The organism is Nonomuraea basaltis (assembly GCF_005893125.1).
GTDB classification, from domain to species: Bacteria; Actinomycetota; Actinomycetes; order Streptosporangiales; family Streptosporangiaceae; genus Nonomuraea; species Nonomuraea basaltis.
The window spans coordinates 77,099-94,067 of record NZ_VCJS01000025.1; the positions used below are offsets into that span (position 1 = coordinate 77,099).

Consider the following 16,969-nt stretch of genomic DNA (forward strand, 5'->3'; position numbering starts at 1 on the left):
GCCATAGTCACATGTCGGGGGCGTCCCGGGCATCAGGGAACAACCCCCGGGTCGCGTCAGGGGTGTCCCGGATGCGAGCACCCCGCGCGTGGGGCCACGATGGTCCCATGACAGAAGTTCCGCCCAGGGAACCGGCCGCTCCCCCCAAGGTGCTGCGACGCAGCGGCGAAGGGCGCATCCTCATGGGAGTGTGCGCGGGCCTCGGGCGGCACACCGGCATCGATCCCGTGGTGTTCCGCGTGGCCTTCGCCGTGCTGCTGCTCGGCTCGGGCGTCGGCCTGTTCCTCTATCTGGCGGCGTTCCTGCTGATGAAGGAGCCGAACGGCAAGCCGGGCATCATCGAGCAGTGGACCCGCCGCGATTTCGACGCCGACGCGGTGATGGCGCTGCTGACGGCGGTGCTGGCGTTCGGGCTCGCGATCAACCTGGCCACGGTGTGGCTGGACACGGGCACGCTGGTGGTCGGCGTGCTCCTGGCCGTGTCGCTGCTGGCCGCGCACTCCAGCGGGGTGGACCTGCTGGGGCTGGCCCGGTCGATGCCCGAGCGGCTCGGCCGCAGGCGCGCGGCGGAGCAGGCGGCGCCGTCCTACACCAGCCAGGAACCCGCTCCCCCGGTACGTCCGGCACCCGCTCCCACGCCCTCGGCCGCTTCCAGGCCCGCGGCGGAGGAGACCGTGACGCCGGCCCCGGAGGCGGCCCAGGCGGAGGGCGCCCCGCGGGCAGACGAGGCGGAGTGGCCGAGCGAGACGACGGCTCGCCTTCGCGGACCCGGCGAGACGCACGTGAACGACGCGGCGGCCGCCCGCGAGACCGCGGCCCCCGCCGATGAGACCGCGGCATACGGCAGCGAGGCCCCGGCTCCGGCCGATGAGGCCGGCCGGACGCGGGCGCACGAGGCGGCGGCCGGCGCAGGCGAGGTCGTGGAGGGGCGGGGCGAGGACGACTCGGTGACCGCGCAGCACGCGGCCCCGACGTACCAGCCGACCGCCTACCGCCCGCAGCCCAAGACCGCCGTCGACTACACCGGCTACGGCGAGCCCTTCGCGCCGAAGGGCCCCTACCGGCCGCTGGACCCGGCCAGGAGGGCGGGCGGCCAGTCGCCGTACGACCCCACCCTGTACGGCCGCCCGGTCCCCGGACCGGAGCGCAGGCCCCGGCCGAAGTCGTTCATCGGCGTCATCACCATCTTGCTGGCAATCATCATTGGAGGGATCGTCGTGGCGGTCCAAGCCAGGTCGGCCGCCGGAGTGAGCCCGACGATCGTCGGCGGCGCGATGCTCATCACCATCGGCGCCGGCCTGCTGGTCGCGGCGTGGTGGGGGCGCGGCGCCGGGCTGGTGGCCGCGGGCACCACGGTCGCGTTGATCGTGGGCCTGGGCCTGATGCTGGGCGGCCTGCCGCGGAACATCGGCCCGTCCGAGTGGGCCCCGACCACGCTCGCCGAGGTGAGCGCCCTCTACGACGTCGGCGTCGGGGACGGCAGGCTGGACCTGTCGGAGCTGGAGTTGGCGCCGGGGGCGACGGCGACGGTCAACGCCACGTTCTCGTTGGGCGAGCTGGAGGTGATCGTGCCGCCGACGGTCAGGCTGGAGGTGCACGCCACCAACAAGGTCGGCGATATCAAGGTCGACCAATCGATCAGAGGCGGCGTGGACATACGGCTGGACAAGGTGGTGGAGCCGGAGACCAAGCCGGACGGCAAGGTCTCGACGATCGTGCTCAACCTGCGGGGCGGGCTCGGCGACATGGAGGTGCGTCGTGCAGCGTGAGGTCGAGCGGCCCCGGAGCCTGCACAGGACGGACTGGATGGCCCTGCTCAGCGGAGCGCTCTTCGTCGTTCTGGGTATTTTGATCGTGACACGGGCGATCACGGATCCGCTGGTCCTGATCGGTGTCACGGTGCTGGGACTGGCGTTCGCAGGCCTGGTGGCGATCATCGCCAGGGCGGTTCGCGGTAAGTAACCCTTGACCGGGAAGAACACCGGCGTAGGTTCGGGTGTGTCCGCCTTTCCCCTGCTCCTGAGGGAGGACGTATGCCCCGAATCACCGTCACCGTCGATGGGATCAAGTACGAGGAGGACGTCGAGCCGCGGCTCCTGCTCGTTCACCTGCTAAGAGATCGGCTGGGCAAGACCGGCACACCTGTCGGCTGCGACACCAGCAACTGCGGCGCCTGCACGGTCATGCTGGACGGCAAGAGCGTGAAGAGCTGCTCCGTGCTCGCCGTCCAGGCCGATGGCTGCGACGTCGTCACCATCGAGGGCCTGGGCGCCAACGGGTCGATGCACCCGATGCAGCGGGCCTTCCACGAAGAGCACGCCCTCCAGTGCGGCTACTGCACGCCCGGCATGGTCATGGCCGCCATCGACCTGCTCAGGGAGGATCCTGAGCCGTCGGAGGAGACGATCAGGCAGGGCCTGGAGGGCAACCTCTGCCGTTGCACCGGCTACTGCAACATCGTCCGCGCCGTACGCAGAGGCGCTCAGGAGATGGGGCAGGCGGTGAGCACCCCATGACCATCCAGGAGGTCGGTCAGCCGAGGAAGCGCAAGGAGGACGCCAGGCTGCTGACGGGGCGCACGCAGTGGACGGACAACCTCTCGCGTCCGGGCCTGCTGCACGTGATGTTCCTGCGCAGCCCGATGGCGCACGCCAGGATCACCAGGGTCGACGTGTCGGGGGCGCGTGAGCTGCCGGGGGTCGTGGCGGCGTTCAGCGGCCAGGACTTCGCCGCCGAGCAGGGCAGTCTGCCGTGCGGCTGGGCGGTGAGCGAGGACATCGTGATCCCGGATCATCCGCCGATGGCGGTGTCGGAGGTCCGCTACGTCGGCGAGGCCGTGGCCTGCGTGGTCGCGACCGACCGCTACAAGGCCGCCGACGCGCTGGAGGCCATCGAGGTCGACTACGAGCCGCTGGAGCCCGTGCTCGACATGAAGGCCGCGCTCCGGCCGGACAGCCCGAAGGTGCACGAGGCGGGCAACAAGGCGTACAGCACGAAGATCAACTCGGGTGACATCGAGGCGGCCTTCAGGGACGCGCCCGTGGTGATCGACCGGACCTACATCCAGCAGCGGCTCATCCCGAGCGCGATGGAGCCCCGGGCGGTCGCGACCGACACGGACGGCGACTCGTACACCGTGTGGTCGGCCACGCAGATCCCGCACGTGCTGCGGGTCATGCTGGCCGTGATCACCGGCATCCCGGAGCAGAAGCTCCGGGTGATCGCACCGGACGTGGGCGGCGGATTCGGCTCGAAGCTGCAGGTCACCGCGGAAGAGGTGCTCTGCCTGCTGCTCACCCGCAAGCTGGGCAGGCCGGTCAAGTGGACCGAGTCCCGCTCCGAGGGCAACATGACCGTGCACCACGGCCGGGACCAGATCCAGCACATCCGGCTGGCGGCCGACGCCGACGGGCGCATCCGGGGCTTGCAGGTGGACCTGCTGGCCGACATGGGCGCGTACCTGATGCTGGTCACGCCGGGCATTCCGATGCTCGGGGCGGCGCTGTTCAACGCGATCTACAAGATGGACGCGTACGAGTTCGGCTGCACGGGCGTGTTCACCACCAAGATGCCCACCGACGCCTACCGCGGCGCGGGCCGGCCGGAGGCGACGTTCGCCATCGAGCGCACGATGGACGAGCTGGCCGCCGAGCTGAACATGGATCCGATGGAGATCCGGCGGCGCAACTGGATCAAGCACGAGGAGTTCCCGTACACCACGATCTCGGGGCTCACCTACGACTCGGGCAACTACGAGGCGGCCACGGACAAGGCGATGGCGCTGTTCGGCTACGACAAGATCCGCGCGGAACAGGCGGACCGGCGGGACCGCGGCGACCCGGTGCAGCTCGGCATCGGCATCAGCACGTACACGGAGATGTGCGGCCTGGCGCCGTCGCGACTGCTCGGCGAGGCCAACTACGCCGTTGGCGGCTGGGAGCACGGGTCGGTGCGCATGCTGCCCACCGGCAAGGTCGAGGTCGTCACCGGGTCCTCGCCGCACGGGCAGGGCCATGTGACGGCCTGGAGCCAGATCGTGGCCGACGCGCTCGGAGTGCCCTTCGAGGACGTGTCCGTACTGCACGGCGACACGGCCGTCTCGCACAAGGGCATGGACACCTACGGCTCGCGCTCGCTGGTCGTGGGCGGCATCGCGGTGCTCAAGGCGTGCGAGAAGGTCAAGGACAAGGCCCGCGGGCTGGCCGCGCACCTGCTCGAATGCTCCCCTGACGACGTGGAGTTCAGCGGCGGCGCGTTCAAGGTGCGGGGCACGGACTCGCAGAAGACCATCCAGGAGCTGGCTTACGCCGCTTTCACGGCCCACAGCCTGCCCGATGGGGTGGAGGCGAGGCTCGACTCCGACGCCACGTTCGACCCGGAGAACTACTCCTTCCCGCACGGCACCCACCTGTGCGCGGTGGATGTCGACACGGAGACGGGCATGGTGAAGATCCGCTCGTACGTGGCGGTCGACGACGTCGGCAAGGTGGTGAACCCGCTGATCGTCGAGGGCCAGGTGCACGGCGGCATCGCGCAGGGCATCGCGCAGGCGCTGTTCGAGGAGGCCGTGTACGACGCCGAGGGCAACCTGCTGACCACCACGATGGCCGACTACCTGCTGCCGTCTGCGGCGGACCTGCCGGAGTTCACCCTCGACAGGACCGAATCCCCGGCGACCAGCAACCCCCTCGGGGTCAAGGGCGTCGGCGAGGCCGGGACGATCGCCTCGACCCCGGCCGTCGTGAACGCCATCGTGGACGCCCTGCGCCCGCTCGGCATCCACGACGTCCATATGCCGTGCACGCCCGAACGCGTATGGCGCGCCCTGGAAGAACGGGCGCAGGAAGGAGTGCGGCAATGATCCCCGCGCAGTTCGACTACGTGCGCCCGGATTCGCTCTCCGAGGCGTCGCGGGCCCTGGCGTCGGACGAGGACGCCAAGGTCCTGGCCGGCGGGCAGTCGCTGCTGCCGCTGCTGCGGCTGCGGCTGACGTACCCGTCGACGCTGGTCGACGTCGGCCGGCTGCCCGAGCTGAAGGGCGTGCACGACCGCGGCGACCACGTGTTCATCGGCGCGATGGCCACGCACGATGAGGTCATGCGCTCCGGCGTGGTGAGCGCCGGCTGCCCGCTGGTGGCGCTGGCCGCCGCCCACGTGGCGGACCCGGCGATCAGGCACCGGGGCACGTTCGGCGGCTCGCTGGCGCACGCGGACCCGGCGGGCGACATGCCGGCCGTGGTGCTGGCCCTCGACGGTGTGTTCGTGGCCAGGTCGGCGCAGGGCGAGCGGGAGATCCCGGCCGCCGAGTTCTTCGTCGACTACCTGGAGTCGTCGCTGGGACCCGGGGAGATCCTGCTCGGCGTGAAGATCCCGAAGCTGGGCGCGGGCTGGGGCTTCCACTACGAGAAGTTCCACCGGACCGCGCAGGCGTGGGCGATCGTCGGCGTGGCCGCGGCCGTCAGGCGCTCCAACGGCGCGATCACCGAGGCGAGGATCGGGCTGACGAACATGGGCCCGACGCCGCTGCGCGCCCGCGCGACCGAGACCGCCCTGCAGGGCATGGAGCTGGGCGATCAGCTGCGGCAGGCGTGCGAGGAGGCGGCGGCGGACACCTCGCCGCCGACGGATCTGCACGCTCAGCCGGACTACCGCCGGCACCTGGCCAGGGTCCTGACCCACCGCGCGGTGGGCACGGCGGCCGGCGCTATGTGACAACCAACAAGAAACCTGCTCGTCAGACTGCCGCCCCTACCGTCGTACCAGGTCGACACCGTAGCGGCAGTCCGCCTAGCAGGTTTCTCATCGGCAACGGGGGCGCCTCTTCCGGGCGCCCCCGCCCCGACGTAGGGTCGCAAGCATCGGCAGAAGGAGCGGATCGATGGCGATGCGGTTCGAGCACGAGTTCACTGTTCCAGTCCCGATCGAGCAGGCCTGGGCCGTGCTGCTCGACGTCGAGCGGGTCGCGCCGTGCCTGCCCGGGGCGTCGCTGGACACCTACGAGGGCGACGAGTTCACCGGCAGGATGAAGGTCAAGGTCGGCCCGATCATGGTGACCTATCGGGGCTCGGCCAGGTTCGAGGATGTGGACAAGGACGCCCATACGCTCGCCATCCAGGCGTCGGGCAAGGAGGCCCGGGGCTCCGGCACCGCCTCGGCCACGGTCAAGGCCCGCATGGCACCGCGCGAGGGGGCCACGGCGGTGAACGTGGAGACGACGTTCAACGTGACCGGGCGGCCCGCGCAGTTCGGGCGGGGCGTGATGGCCGAGGTGGGCGCGAAGCTCATCGACAAGTTCGCGGCCAACCTGGCCGAGCTGCTCTCCGAGCCCACCGTGGAGGCCACCGCGGCCAAGGAGCCCGCCGCGCCGCCCCAGCCTGTGCAGCAGGAGGAGGAGCGGCACCTGAGCGCGGTGCCCGCCCCGGAGCAGGACGTGCATCCGGGTGGCACGCTGCGCACGTCGCGCACGCCCGACGAGGAGGCGCTCGACCTGCTGGAGATCGCCGGGCAGCCGGTGCTGAAGCGGCTGGCGCCCATCGCCGGCGTGGTCGCGGCGCTGCTGATCATCGCCTGGGTGATTCGTCGGCTTATGCGCTGATTTTCGGCAAATACTCCATCAAGTCCGGACACTTCCCACCGCCCGGGGGCAGTGCCATCCCCGCAGGTAGTTGGACCAGCGGGGGGACTTGGGGATGCCGGACTGCACCGTTGTCGTGATCACTTATAACGACGCGGCCCGCCTGCCCAGGGCCGTACGCTCCGTGCTCGGCCAGTCGCTGCGCGACCTCGAGGTGATCATCGCCGACGACGCCAGCACGGACTGCACGCCTGAGGTGGCCGTCCGGCTCATGGACGGCGATCCGCGGGTGCGGTACCTGCGCAGGGGCGTCAACAGCGGCGGGTGCGGGGCGCCGCGCAACGACGGGATCGACGCCGCGGCGGCGCCGTACCTCATGTTCCTGGACAGCGACGACGAGCTGCCCAGGCACGCGTGCAAGAGCCTGCTCACCGAGATCGAGCGGACCGGCGCCGACTTCGTGTCGGGGCAGATCTCGCGGCTGTTCGAGGCGAGCGGGCGGCTGCAGCCGTACTATCCGTCGCTGTTCGCCCGGCGCCGGCTGGTCGAGGGCATCCGCGAGGAGCCCGAGCTGTTCCTCGACTCCTTCAGCACGAACAAGCTCTACGACGTGGGCCGGCTGCGGGACCGGATGCTGCGCTTCCCCGAGGACATCCACTACGAGGACCACGTCTTCGCCGCCGAGCTGTACGCGGTGTCGCGCCGGTTCGCGGTCGTGCCGTGGGTGGTCTACCACTGGCACCGGGCACCGGCGAACACCTCGATCTCACTGAGCCTCGACGACATGGAGAACGTCCGGCAGCGGGTCATCGCGGCCCGGCTGAGCGACGACATCCTGCGCGCGCACGGGGCCGGCGACCTGGTGCCGCACCGGCAGCGCCGGTTCGTGCGGCAGGACCTGCGGGTCTACCTCAACCCGCTGCCGTCCCGGGATCTGGTGTGGGTCAAGGAGTTCGCCTCCATCGTGCGTCCTTACCTGGAGGAGATCCCGGCCGAGGTGCTGGACGCGGCCGAGCCGCTGTACCGGGTCTGCTTCCGGCTCATCCTCGACGACCGGATCGAGGACCTGCGGATCGCGGCGGGCTCGCTCACCGGGCCGCGGGCCGCGCCGCGGGCGGCCACCCGGCTCGGCGGGCGGACGTACTGGGGCACCTCGCCCTCGCCCGGGATGGACATCACCCGGCTGCGGCTGGCCGAGCTGCCGTTCTCGGCCTCCCGGCTGCGGCACGAGGCCTCGGAGATCGCCTGCGACGGCGAGCGGGTGCGGATGACCGTGCGGACCTACGATCCGTTCGGCGCGCTGCCGGCGGGCTGGACGGCGTTCCTGCAGCTCGGCAGGGAGCGGATCCCGATCAATCCCGAGCCGTCCGTCGACGGCGGGTACGTCAGCGAGGTCGCCTTCACGCCCTCCGGCCAGTGCGATCCGCGCATCGGCTTCACCAGGACCTCCGACGGGCACACGACGACCGACCGGATCATCGCCGACCCGCGCACCCGGCCGATCGAGCTGCCGGGGTGCCGGGTGCGGGTCGAGGGCTTCGCCGCGTATCTGTGCGTGCGGCCCCGCCCGGTCCGGTCCGCGTGGCGGCGGGTCAGGCGGGCGCTGGTGAGGCGGCTCAGCACGCCGCGGAACAAGCTGCGGGCGTACAAGGTGCTGATCAAGGTGCTGCCGCGGCGCAGGAACCTCGCCTTGTTCGAGTCCGACGTCGGCAAGGGCTGCAGCGGCAGCCCGCGGGCCATCTACGAGGAGCTGCGTCGGCGGAGGCTGCCGATCAAGGTGGTCTGGTCGGCGGCCAAGGACCGTGCGCACTTCCCCTCCGACGCGCGGCTCGTGCGGCGCGGGAGCTGGCGTTACGTCTGGACGATGGCGCGGGCCGGGATCTGGGTGGACAGCCACGGGTTCCCGCTGGACTACCCGAAGCCGCGCGGCACCCGGTACCTGCAGACGTGGCACGGGCAGGGCATCAAGTCGATCGGGTTCGACGCACCTGACCTGCGTGCCGACTTCGACAAGCCGCGGGCCCGGTGGCGGGCGGCAGTGGCGCGGTGGGACGCGCTGGTGTCGCCGAGCGCGGAGTTCTCGCGGATCTTCGTGCCGTCCAACGGGTACGCGGGCAAGGTCTACCGCTACGGGACGCCCAGGTGCGACGCGCTGGTCAGGGGCGAGGCGGCCGGCGACGCGCGAGAGCGGCTGGAGATCCCGCCTGGGCGAAAAATCCTCCTTTATGCGCCTACGTACAGGGATCGGGTGAAGGGCAGTGGCAAGTCCGTACGGGTGGATCTGGAGCTGATGGCCGACGAGCTGGCCGGCGACTGGGTGCTGATCCTGCGTACGCACCCGGTCGAGCGCTACAGCCCGCCCGAGCACCTGAGGCACTTCGTCCGGCCGGCCGGGTCCTATCCCGAGATCAACGACCTGATGCTGGCCTCGGACGCGCTGCTGACGGACTACTCGTCGGTGATGTGCGACTACGCGCTCACCGGCCGGCCGATGGTGTTCTTCATCGACGACTGGGACGACTACCGGTTGTCGGAGCGCGGCGTGTACCACGACCTGCCCGCCATCGCCCCTGGCCCGTGCGTCACGACGACCGAGGAGCTGGTGGACGTGATCAGACGGCTGCCCGACGTCCACGCGTCCTACGCCTCACGGTACGCGGCCTTCCGCGACCTGTGGTGCGCCGACGAACGCGGGGACGCGGCCGCCCGCATCGTGGCCGACTTCTTCGAGCCCGGCTCCCCCAGGGGGATCCGGTGAGCGTCGTCTTCGCCTGCATGGACGCCGACACCCTCGGCGGTATCCAGCAGGTGACGCACACGCTCGCCCAAGGGCTGGCCGGGCGCGGGCATGAGGTGCACGTGATCGGCCTGCACCGGGCCCGCGTGCCGTTCCGGTACGTGGACCGGCCGCTCTACCACCGCCATGTGATCAGCCCCAGAGAGCCGCGGGGCCGCCTGGGCCGCCGCCGGGCCGACCGGAGGCTGCGGAAGCTGTTCGCGGCGATCCCGCCGGGCTACGCGGTCATGACCTCGCCGTCCGTGGTGATCAGGCTGTCAGGGCTGCTGCCCACCGGGTTCCGGCCGATCGGGCAGTACCACGGCTCGTACGACCACGCCCGCGGCTGCTGGCACTTCGGCTCGATCAGGAAGCGCTATCCGCAGCTCGACCAGGCCCTCTTCCTCAGCGAGGACGACGCCTGGCGCTTCTCCGAGCACGCGCTGCTGCCGAACGCCCGGGCGCTGCCGAACCCGCTGGCCGCCTGGCCGCGGGAGATCTCGACGCTCGGCTCGCCCCGAGTGCTGGGCGTGGGCCGGCTGGAGGGGGTCAAGCGGTTCGACCGGCTGATCAGCGCGTTCGCCCGCGCGGGAGCGCCGCCGCCGTGGAAGCTGCACCTGATCGGCGACGGCGCCGAGCGGGACCGGCTGCGCGCGCACGCGGCCGGGGAGGGCGTCGGCGACCGCGTGGTCTTCAGGGGGCTGGTGCCGGCCGAGCGGATGCCTGCCGAGTACCTGAACGCCTCGGTCCTGGGGCTGACCAGCGAGCACGAAGGGCTGCCCATCGTGCTGCTGGAGTCGGGCGCGCACGGGGTGCCGTCGGTGGCGTTCGACGTGTCGGGCGGCGTGCGGTCCGCGGGTTCCGTGCTGGTGCCGCCGGGGGACGTGGAGGCGTTCGGGGCCGAGCTGGCCCGGCTCGTGAACTCGGTGGAGGAGCGGCGGCGTCTGGGGACCTGTGCCCGCGCACGGGCCGAGGCCTTCCGCCTCGACCACGTGCTGGACCGCTGGGAGCGGCTGTTCGCCCACATGGAGCGCTAACCCTCGGGGGGCTCCGCCCCCCAAGCACCCCCCAAACCGACGACCGCTACGCGGCCCGCCCATTGAAGCGTCTGACCGCTGCGCGGTCAGACGGCGGGCTCGGTCACCTCCGGGCGCTGGCGCGGGACGCCCGCGAGCGAGCGCTGACGCGAGGTGAGCATGGCGGCCACCGGGCTCGGCTCGCGCAGCCGGTTGAAGCGGTCGCGCATGTGCTTGCGCATGCGGCTGGCCCTGCGCTTCTGCATCGTCTTCTGGCAGGTCGCGATGTGCTCTTTGGACGGCTTGGGCGCGCCGGTCAGCTCGTACCCCATGGACTCCAGGCGGTCGCCGAGCATGTGCTCGCACAGCTCGATCTCCCAGTCGTCCAGCCGCTTCGCCCAGCTGCCCACGCGGGTGCGGATGACCTCGCCGTGCGTGTTGCTGTGCCAGACCTTGTGCTGCGGCACCGCCACGCTGGCCGCCTCGCGCGGGGAGATCATCGTCGGGGAGAATTCCTCTTCCAGGAAGTGGCAGAGCTTCTTCAGCTCGGTCATCGGGTCGTCGGTGAGGTCCTCGTAGCGCAGCTCGAAGTACGTGTCCTCGGGCAGCGTCCGCCGCAGCCGGCCGCCCGCGTCGATGGCCTCGGCCCAGGTGGAGACGGCGTGGAAGGAGTCCAGGGCGTACCAGGGCATCTCCTTCAGCGAGGCCACGCAGTCGCGGCCGTCCCTGATGAGGTGGATGAACTGGGCGTCGGGGAACAGCCTGAGCAGCATGTCCACCTGCTTGACGTAGCTGGGCCGCTTGTCGCCCCAGCGCGGCTTGTCGAACCGGTCGGCGTACATGCGCAAGGCCGTGCCGATCACCGAGCCCAGCGAGCCGGGCCCCTCCACGGACTGCCGGACGAACTCGTCCTTGTCGATCTTGAGTTCGCGGAACTTCGTGCTGCGGTCGGTCGCGATCCACTCCGCCAGGGCGCGGCGGCGCTGGGGGATCCGCAGGTCTCCCCACTTGCGGCGCCGGTAATAAGCGGGAACGAGGAAGCGCGTCTCCGGCGGCACCGCCATGCGCGGGTGCGAATGCAGCATGAGCTGGAGCATCGTGGTGCCGGAGCGCGGACATCCGATGACGAAGACTGGCCGGTCGGACATTTCGTACTAACCCCCGAAAACTTAGACGAGAACGTGCTCTCTGCTCTCCTGAGAGGAGGCAACGGCGTGCCTGCGCGTGAAGCGCCACATCCGGTAGACAAGGAAGATCTCGTTGACGAGCAGCAGGACCCCTGCCGTCGCGGCGAGCGGGATCAGCGCCCAGACCCCCGCGAGGGGAGCGACCACGAACACCGCCGCGTGGAACTCGATGCCGCTGATCAGGTGCGCGCGCACCCGATGCCGGGCCAGGTACCTGTTGAGCCGCCGTGGGAAGCTGCGCCCTCGCGGCAGCCGGCCCTGCGGCAACCGGCCCTGCGGAGCACGCGCCAGCGGAACACGCGCCAGCGGCACTCGCTCCAGCGGATCGGTGTCCTCCGCCGGCTCCGGTTCCGACTGCTGCCGCTCTTCCCTGATGGCCTCGCGCACGCGCTTCATCTGCGGCGCGTTGACATACCTGAACAGGTCCAGCACGGCCACCGCCGCGCCGAGGACGACGTAGCGCACATCTCCGGTGAGGGTGTACTGCCCGTATGCCAGCCCCCCGGCACACAGGACCACCCTGACCCGGTCCCCCACGTAGTCCAGCCAGAGGCCGAAGGGCGTCCCCGTGCCCTTGAGCCGGGCTATTTTGCCGTCCACGCAGTCGATCATGAAGCTGAGATAGAAAACCAAGGCGCCCGCTACGAGGTGGTTCGTCGCGAAACAGGCGGCCGATACCGTGCCGAGAACCAGCGAGAGCACGGTGAGCCCGTTGGGTGTCAGCTGGGTGCGGTTGGCGACGGGAAGGGCGACCCGGCAGGCGACCGGGTCCACGAAATACACGGTCCACCAGGAGTCTCTCCGCTTGCGTGTCTCGTAGACGTCATCGAGCGAATAGGTCCTCATGGATCCCAGCATGAACACCTGTCGTGCTCCGGCGATTACTGTCTGGAACTACTGGGTGATGTCCATGCCGGTTCTTGACCAACCCGGCACGGAGAACCGCCACGCCGCATTGGCCTCGCCATCCCTGCACCAGTCCTTGAGCACGAGGCCGCGCGTCTCGGTCCGCGCCATCAGCCGCCAGCTCGGCCCGCCGCCGTCGAGCCGTCCGGGATCGATGGTCGTGACGAACCCGTAGCGGCCCGAGCGCCGCGCCTCCAGCGGAACCTTGCGATGGCCGTCGCGGAGCCACAGGTCGAGCCGGCCGACGCGGCGATCGACGCGGTGGATCGAGACATGGCCGCGCACGCGGTACTCGGCGCCCGTCCACTCGCACTCCTCGACCCTGGCGATCAGTTTGAGCTCGTCGCGGGCGTCGAAGACGTCGTCGGGGATCCTGAGCCGGCGGTTGCGGAAGAACGGGTAGTCGCCGTACCAGCCGGTGGTGCGCCAGCCGCGCGGCACCACGCGGGTGCCGTCCACGCGGGAGCGCCGGAAGTCGCGTACCGCGCGCAGCTCCGCTACCAGGCCGCGCTCGATCAGGTGCAGCTCCAGGCGGCGCAGCGACGGCGCGCCGGCCAGCGCGCGCGGGCCCAGCTCGGCCACCCAGGAGCGGGCCAGGTCGAGGACCTCGGGCTCGTCGCTCGCCTCCAGCGCCTGGAACAGGAAGACGAAGTCCTTCTCCAGCACCAGCGCGTCGAAGCCGCCGAGCAGCTCGGGCGCCCGCTCGTCGAGGAAGGCGCGGACCGCGCGGATGGCGGCCAGCCGCTCGTGCAGGTTGGTCGGCTCGGCCCGGCGCTGCGTGATCGACGTCTCCCCTTCGTCGCGCCTGCGCCAGTGGTAGACGACATCGCCCACCATGTCCACGCCGGTGGCCAGCACGTGCGCCTGCATGGCGACCGGCACGTCCTCGTAGATGCCCGCCGGGAACTCCAGCCCGGCGCGCTCCCAGAAGTCACGCCGGTAGACCTTGTTCCAGACGGTGCGGTCTCTGATGAGCACCTGCTTGTCGGTGATGTGGGTGCACAGCGCGGGCCGCCTGAACACCTTCTCGTGCAACGTGGACTCCTCCAGCGCGCCGTCCACGAGCCGCCCCACCGCGCCGCACGCGAGGTCGGAGCCGGTCTCGGCGAGCTTCGCGACGAGCCGCTCGTACGCATCCGGCGGCACGACGTCGTCGGCGTCGGCGAAGGCCAGGTACGTGCCGCGGGCCTGCTTGATCCCTTCGTTGCGGGCCGGCCCCGGCCCCTGGTTGGGCTGCTCGATCAGGACGAAGCGGCGGTCCCCGGCGACGAAGTCCTCGGCGATCCGCCTGCTGCCGTCGCAGGAGCCGTCATCGACCAGGATGACCTCGAGGTCGTCAAGGGTCTGGACGGCCAGCGACTTCAGGCACTCGGTGATGTACGGCTCGACGTTGTAGAACGGGACGACGACGCTCAGCAGGGGGATCATGCCGATTTGCTCCTTGCCTCTCGCGATGGGATCGAGGGCAGCATGCCTCGCGGTCCACGTCCGAGACCTCAGGCTGATGAGCTCTTTGCCGGACGCATAATCAGCTACGTTGTGTAAATGGACGAGCGCGAGCAGTAGGGATGGCGATGCTGAGGGGCGTCCAGGACGACGATCTGCCGGTCATGCGGCGGTGGCGCAACCACCCGCGCGTGCGGGCTTCCAGCTTCACCACGCACGAGATCACGGAGGACGAGCATGCCCGCTGGTGGACGGCCGTCCGCGCGGACGCGCGCAGGCACGTGCTGATCTACGACCACGAGGGCACGGCCGCGGGCGTGGTCGCCTACTCGGGCCTGTCGCCGATGAGCGCCTCATGGGGCTTCTACCTGGATCTCGACGGCCTGGAACGGTCGGGGACGCTGCTGCGGGCGTGGATCGGCCTGGAGCGGGCGGCCATCGAGCACGCCTTCGGGCCGCTCGGGCTGACGACGCTGCGCGGCGAGGTGCTGGCCGGCAACTCGCCGGTCAGGGCCCTGCACCGGCGGTTCGGGTTCGTCGAGGTCGGGACCTACCAACGCGACGTGGACGGGGTGCCGCGCGACGTCGTGGCCATCCAGCTCAGGAAGGAACACACATGATCTCCATCGCGGGGCGGGCGATCGGGCCCGGCCATCCGCCGTTCGTCGTCGCCGAGCTGTCCGGCAACCACAACGGCAGCCTGGATCGGGCGCTGGCCATCGTGGACGCGGTGGCCCGGACGGGGGCGCACGCCGTGAAGCTGCAGACGTACCGGCCGGACACGCTGACCGTCGACGCCGGCGGGCCCGCGTTCCGCATAGGCGACGGGCACGCGTTGTGGGGTGGCGAGAGCCTCTATCAGCTCTTCCAGCGTGCCCACACGCCGTGGGAGTGGCACGAGCCGATCTTCGAGCGGGCGCGGGAGCACGGGCTCATCGCCTTCTCCTCGCCCTTCGACCCGACGGCCGTGGAGCTGCTGGAGAAGCTCGGCGTGCCGGCGTACAAGATCGCCTCCTCCGAGATCGTGGACCTGCCGCTGATCAGGCTCGCGGCCGCCACCGGCAAGCCGCTGATCATCTCCACGGGGATGGCGTCGGCAGGCGAGATCCACGCCGCCGTGGCCGCCGCCCGGCAGGCCGGGTGCACCCAGCTCGCCGTGCTGGCGTGTACGGCCTCCTACCCGGCCTCCCCTTCCGAGAGCAATCTGCGTGCGCTGCCACTGCTCGCCGCGCTCACGGGAGAGGTGGTCGGCGTCTCCGACCATACGCCGGGCATCGGGGTCCCGCTGGCGGCGCTGGCGCTGGGGGCGTGCGTGATCGAGAAGCACGTGACCGTGTCGCGGGCCGAGGGCGGGGTGGACGCCGCCTTCTCGCTGGAGCCGGGCGAGCTGGCGGCGCTGGTGATGGAGAGCGAGCGGGCCTGGGAGTCGCTGGGGGCGGCGGTGATCGGGCCGCGTGCGTCCGAGCGCGAGGGGCTGCGGTTCCGGCGGTCGCTGTACGTCGTGCGGGACGTGCGGGCCGGCGAGACGGTCACCGGGGAGAACGTACGGTCGATCCGGCCTGCGGGCGGGCTGCCTCCGGACGCGGCCGGCGACGTGATGGGGCGGCGCTTCGCCCGCGACGCGCCGATGGGCACGCCGCTGACGTGGGATTTGATCTAGAGAAGGGCCAGGAGGGCGTCGGCGACGCGTTCCCTGCCCTTGCCGTCCACCAGGCCGCCGCCCCGCCGGCCGTGCTCCTCGCGGGCGGCGGGGTCGGCGAGCAGGCGGGCCAGCGCGGCGACGGCCTCCGCGTCCGGCGCCCGGCCGAGGCCGGCCGCGACGCGCCTGCCCACGAGCTCCTGATAGCCGATGAGCTGGTTGTCGGCCACCCAGGTCAGCGCCGTGGGCACGCCCAGGTAGAGCAGCTCCCAGATGGCCGAGCCGGCCGCGGTGACCACGAGGTCGGCCGCGGCCATGAGCTCGGGCAGCCGGTCCGTCGGCGGAATGACAGTGATCGGATGGCCTGTGCCGAACGGCGTCGGGCTGACCACCGTGCCCTCGAACCGCACGCCGGTCGCCCGGAGCGCCTCCGCCCACGCGGTGACGACGCCCGCACTGTCGGTGCCGCCGAAGAAGCACAGCACCCGCGGCACCGGCCCGGGACGCCGCGGCGCTCGCCTGCGCCGTCGCACGCTGTCCCGGAGCAGCACGTAACGCGCCCCGGCCAGCACCCTTCCGGCCTGCGGCGGCTCGGCGGGCGGCGGGAAGGATCGGTGTTCGGCACCGAGGTTCTGGTCGAGGTAGAGATCGGCCTGCTGGCCCAACGGGTCACCGTCGACGATCGCGAGCACCCCCAGGCCCGCGCTCCGGAGCGCCACCCCCGTCTCCTCCGGCAGGTCGTAGGAGTCGAGCACCACCGCGTCCAGCCGCAGCTCCCGGGCCAGCGCCGCCAGCCGTACCGGCGTCCGAGGGGCGGCGACCAGCGGCAACCTGCGCTCCCGCAGCTGCGCCCGCGCCCACTCCGACCCTCGCACCGCGCCGAGGAAGACCACGTCCACGCCCCGCGCGCACAGCTCCTCGGCCAGCGCCACGCAGCGCACCAGATGCCCGACCCCGCTGCCGACCCCGGCGTCGCAGCGGAAGCCGACCCGGAGACCACGGCGCCCGGTCACGCGTCCTGGAGCGCCTTCTGCTGGACGTGGGCGTTGAGGTCGCACACCTCCGGCCGGGCGCGCAGCCAGCCCACCAGCGTCCTGACCGGCACGCATGCGTCGCCCAGCTCGCCCACCACCCGGGAGATGAGCCGCCAGTCGTCCTCGGTGTCGAGCGTGACCCGCAGGTCGTCGGCGACCGGCCGGTAGGCGAGCCCGAGCAGCCGCGCGTCGCCGGGATGCTCATAGACGTAGGAGGTGACGTGGGTGCGGTGGTAGTCGGCGGCCTCCCGGTCGGCCCGCTCCAGCGCGGCCCGGCCCACGATCTCCACGTCGAGCCCGCGCGGGAGCGTACGGGCCAGGCTCGTGCTCAGGTAGTCGAGCCCGGGCACGGCCCGGTAGACGAGCGCCGCCTCCCTGATCACGGTGGGAT

The 16,969-nt window shown here is 71.3% G+C and carries 14 protein-coding genes and 1 pseudogene; 10 read left to right on the plus strand and 5 right to left on the minus strand.

The features are described 5' to 3' along the window. Positions 1–107 precede the first annotated feature (107 nt). The 8 genes from EJK15_RS14855 to EJK15_RS14890 all read left to right on the plus strand — a co-directional run bounded on the left by EJK15_RS14855 (position 108) and on the right by EJK15_RS14890 (position 10,387). On the plus strand, positions 108–1,769 hold the full coding sequence (locus tag EJK15_RS14855) for a PspC domain-containing protein (RefSeq protein WP_171074305.1): 1,662 nt from the start codon (positions 108–110) through the stop codon (positions 1,767–1,769). Positions 1,770–1,806: 37 nt separating this feature from the next. Next, complete coding sequence (locus tag EJK15_RS14860; protein ID WP_240776983.1) at positions 1,807–1,962, plus strand: hypothetical protein; 156 nt, start codon at positions 1,807–1,809, stop codon at positions 1,960–1,962. A gap of 71 nt (positions 1,963–2,033) precedes the next feature. Further along, positions 2,034–2,516, plus strand: coding sequence for a (2Fe-2S)-binding protein (locus EJK15_RS14865; RefSeq protein WP_138710998.1), 483 nt, complete (start codon positions 2,034–2,036; stop codon positions 2,514–2,516). Further along, positions 2,513–4,861, plus strand: a complete 2,349-nt coding sequence (locus tag EJK15_RS14870; protein WP_138710999.1) for a xanthine dehydrogenase family protein molybdopterin-binding subunit — start codon at positions 2,513–2,515, stop codon at positions 4,859–4,861. The genes EJK15_RS14865 and EJK15_RS14870 overlap by 4 nt, the downstream gene beginning before the upstream one ends. Further along, positions 4,858–5,712, plus strand: a complete 855-nt coding sequence (locus tag EJK15_RS14875; protein WP_138711000.1) for an FAD binding domain-containing protein — start codon at positions 4,858–4,860, stop codon at positions 5,710–5,712. The genes EJK15_RS14870 and EJK15_RS14875 overlap by 4 nt, the downstream gene beginning before the upstream one ends. 166 nt (positions 5,713–5,878) lie before the next feature. Beyond that, positions 5,879–6,595: an SRPBCC family protein gene (locus tag EJK15_RS14880; RefSeq protein ID WP_138711001.1), complete on the plus strand. Its 717-nt coding sequence runs from the start codon at positions 5,879–5,881 to the stop codon at positions 6,593–6,595. A 115-nt stretch (positions 6,596–6,710) separates the two neighbouring features. Beyond that, the gene (locus EJK15_RS14885; protein WP_240776984.1) at positions 6,711–9,332 is read left to right on the plus strand and encodes a CDP-glycerol:glycerophosphate glycerophosphotransferase; all 2,622 of its coding nucleotides are present in this window, start codon (positions 6,711–6,713) and stop codon (positions 9,330–9,332) included. Further along, positions 9,329–10,387: a glycosyltransferase gene (locus tag EJK15_RS14890; RefSeq protein ID WP_240776985.1), complete on the plus strand. Its 1,059-nt coding sequence runs from the start codon at positions 9,329–9,331 to the stop codon at positions 10,385–10,387. The genes EJK15_RS14885 and EJK15_RS14890 overlap by 4 nt, the downstream gene beginning before the upstream one ends. Before the next feature lie 86 nt (positions 10,388–10,473). Here the strand turns inward: EJK15_RS14890 and EJK15_RS14895 are convergent, their stop codons facing one another. Genes EJK15_RS14895 through EJK15_RS14905 form a run of 3 tightly spaced genes read right to left on the minus strand, consistent with a single transcriptional unit; the run spans position 10,474 to position 13,887 of the window. Then, positions 10,474–11,514, minus strand: a complete 1,041-nt coding sequence (locus tag EJK15_RS14895) for a sulfotransferase family protein (RefSeq protein ID WP_138711003.1) — start codon at positions 11,512–11,514, stop codon at positions 10,474–10,476. A gap of 21 nt (positions 11,515–11,535) precedes the next feature. After that, a complete protein-coding gene (locus tag EJK15_RS14900) occupies positions 11,536–12,399 on the minus strand; it encodes a CDP-alcohol phosphatidyltransferase family protein (protein WP_240776986.1) in 864 nt (287 codons plus the stop codon). 48 nt (positions 12,400–12,447) lie between these two features. After that, the gene (locus tag EJK15_RS14905) at positions 12,448–13,887 is read right to left on the minus strand and encodes a glycosyltransferase family 2 protein (RefSeq protein WP_138711004.1); all 1,440 of its coding nucleotides are present in this window, start codon (positions 13,885–13,887) and stop codon (positions 12,448–12,450) included. A gap of 140 nt (positions 13,888–14,027) precedes the next feature. On the opposite strand from EJK15_RS14905, the gene EJK15_RS14910 reads away from it, so the two are divergent. Together EJK15_RS14910 and pseI are read left to right on the plus strand one after the other, a co-directional pair. Then, positions 14,028–14,525 carry a GNAT family N-acetyltransferase gene (locus EJK15_RS14910; protein ID WP_240776987.1) on the plus strand — a complete coding sequence of 166 codons (498 nt, stop codon included), beginning with the start codon at positions 14,028–14,030 and terminating at the stop codon, positions 14,523–14,525. Then, a complete protein-coding gene (gene pseI / locus EJK15_RS14915) occupies positions 14,522–15,565 on the plus strand; it encodes a pseudaminic acid synthase (RefSeq protein ID WP_138711005.1) in 1,044 nt (347 codons plus the stop codon). The genes EJK15_RS14910 and pseI overlap by 4 nt, the downstream gene beginning before the upstream one ends. Here the strand turns inward: pseI and EJK15_RS14920 are convergent. Next, a complete protein-coding gene (locus EJK15_RS14920; protein ID WP_206060851.1) occupies positions 15,562–16,557 on the minus strand; it encodes a PseG/SpsG family protein in 996 nt (331 codons plus the stop codon). The two genes, pseI and EJK15_RS14920, sit on opposite strands and share 4 nt — an antisense overlap. Beyond that, a pseudogene (locus tag EJK15_RS14925) lies at positions 16,554–16,969 on the minus strand (acylneuraminate cytidylyltransferase); the annotation flags it as partial. The gene EJK15_RS14920 and the pseudogene EJK15_RS14925, both read right to left, overlap by 4 nt.

Coding starts and splice junctions, on each gene's coding strand:
- EJK15_RS14910 (WP_240776987.1), top strand. CDS start 14,028: ATGGCGATGCTGAGGGGCGTCCAGGACGACGATCTGCCGGTCATGCGG.
- EJK15_RS14855 (WP_171074305.1), top strand. CDS start 108: ATGACAGAAGTTCCGCCCAGGGAACCGGCCGCTCCCCCCAAGGTGCTG.
- EJK15_RS14865 (WP_138710998.1), top strand. CDS start 2,034: ATGCCCCGAATCACCGTCACCGTCGATGGGATCAAGTACGAGGAGGAC.
- EJK15_RS14900 (WP_240776986.1), bottom strand. CDS start 12,399: ATGAGGACCTATTCGCTCGATGACGTCTACGAGACACGCAAGCGGAGA.
- EJK15_RS14860 (WP_240776983.1), top strand. CDS start 1,807: ATGGCCCTGCTCAGCGGAGCGCTCTTCGTCGTTCTGGGTATTTTGATC.
- pseI (WP_138711005.1), top strand. CDS start 14,522: ATGATCTCCATCGCGGGGCGGGCGATCGGGCCCGGCCATCCGCCGTTC.
- EJK15_RS14895 (WP_138711003.1), bottom strand. CDS start 11,514: ATGTCCGACCGGCCAGTCTTCGTCATCGGATGTCCGCGCTCCGGCACC.
- EJK15_RS14870 (WP_138710999.1), top strand. CDS start 2,513: ATGACCATCCAGGAGGTCGGTCAGCCGAGGAAGCGCAAGGAGGACGCC.
- EJK15_RS14880 (WP_138711001.1), top strand. CDS start 5,879: ATGGCGATGCGGTTCGAGCACGAGTTCACTGTTCCAGTCCCGATCGAG.
- EJK15_RS14905 (WP_138711004.1), bottom strand. CDS start 13,887: ATGATCCCCCTGCTGAGCGTCGTCGTCCCGTTCTACAACGTCGAGCCG.
- EJK15_RS14875 (WP_138711000.1), top strand. CDS start 4,858: ATGATCCCCGCGCAGTTCGACTACGTGCGCCCGGATTCGCTCTCCGAG.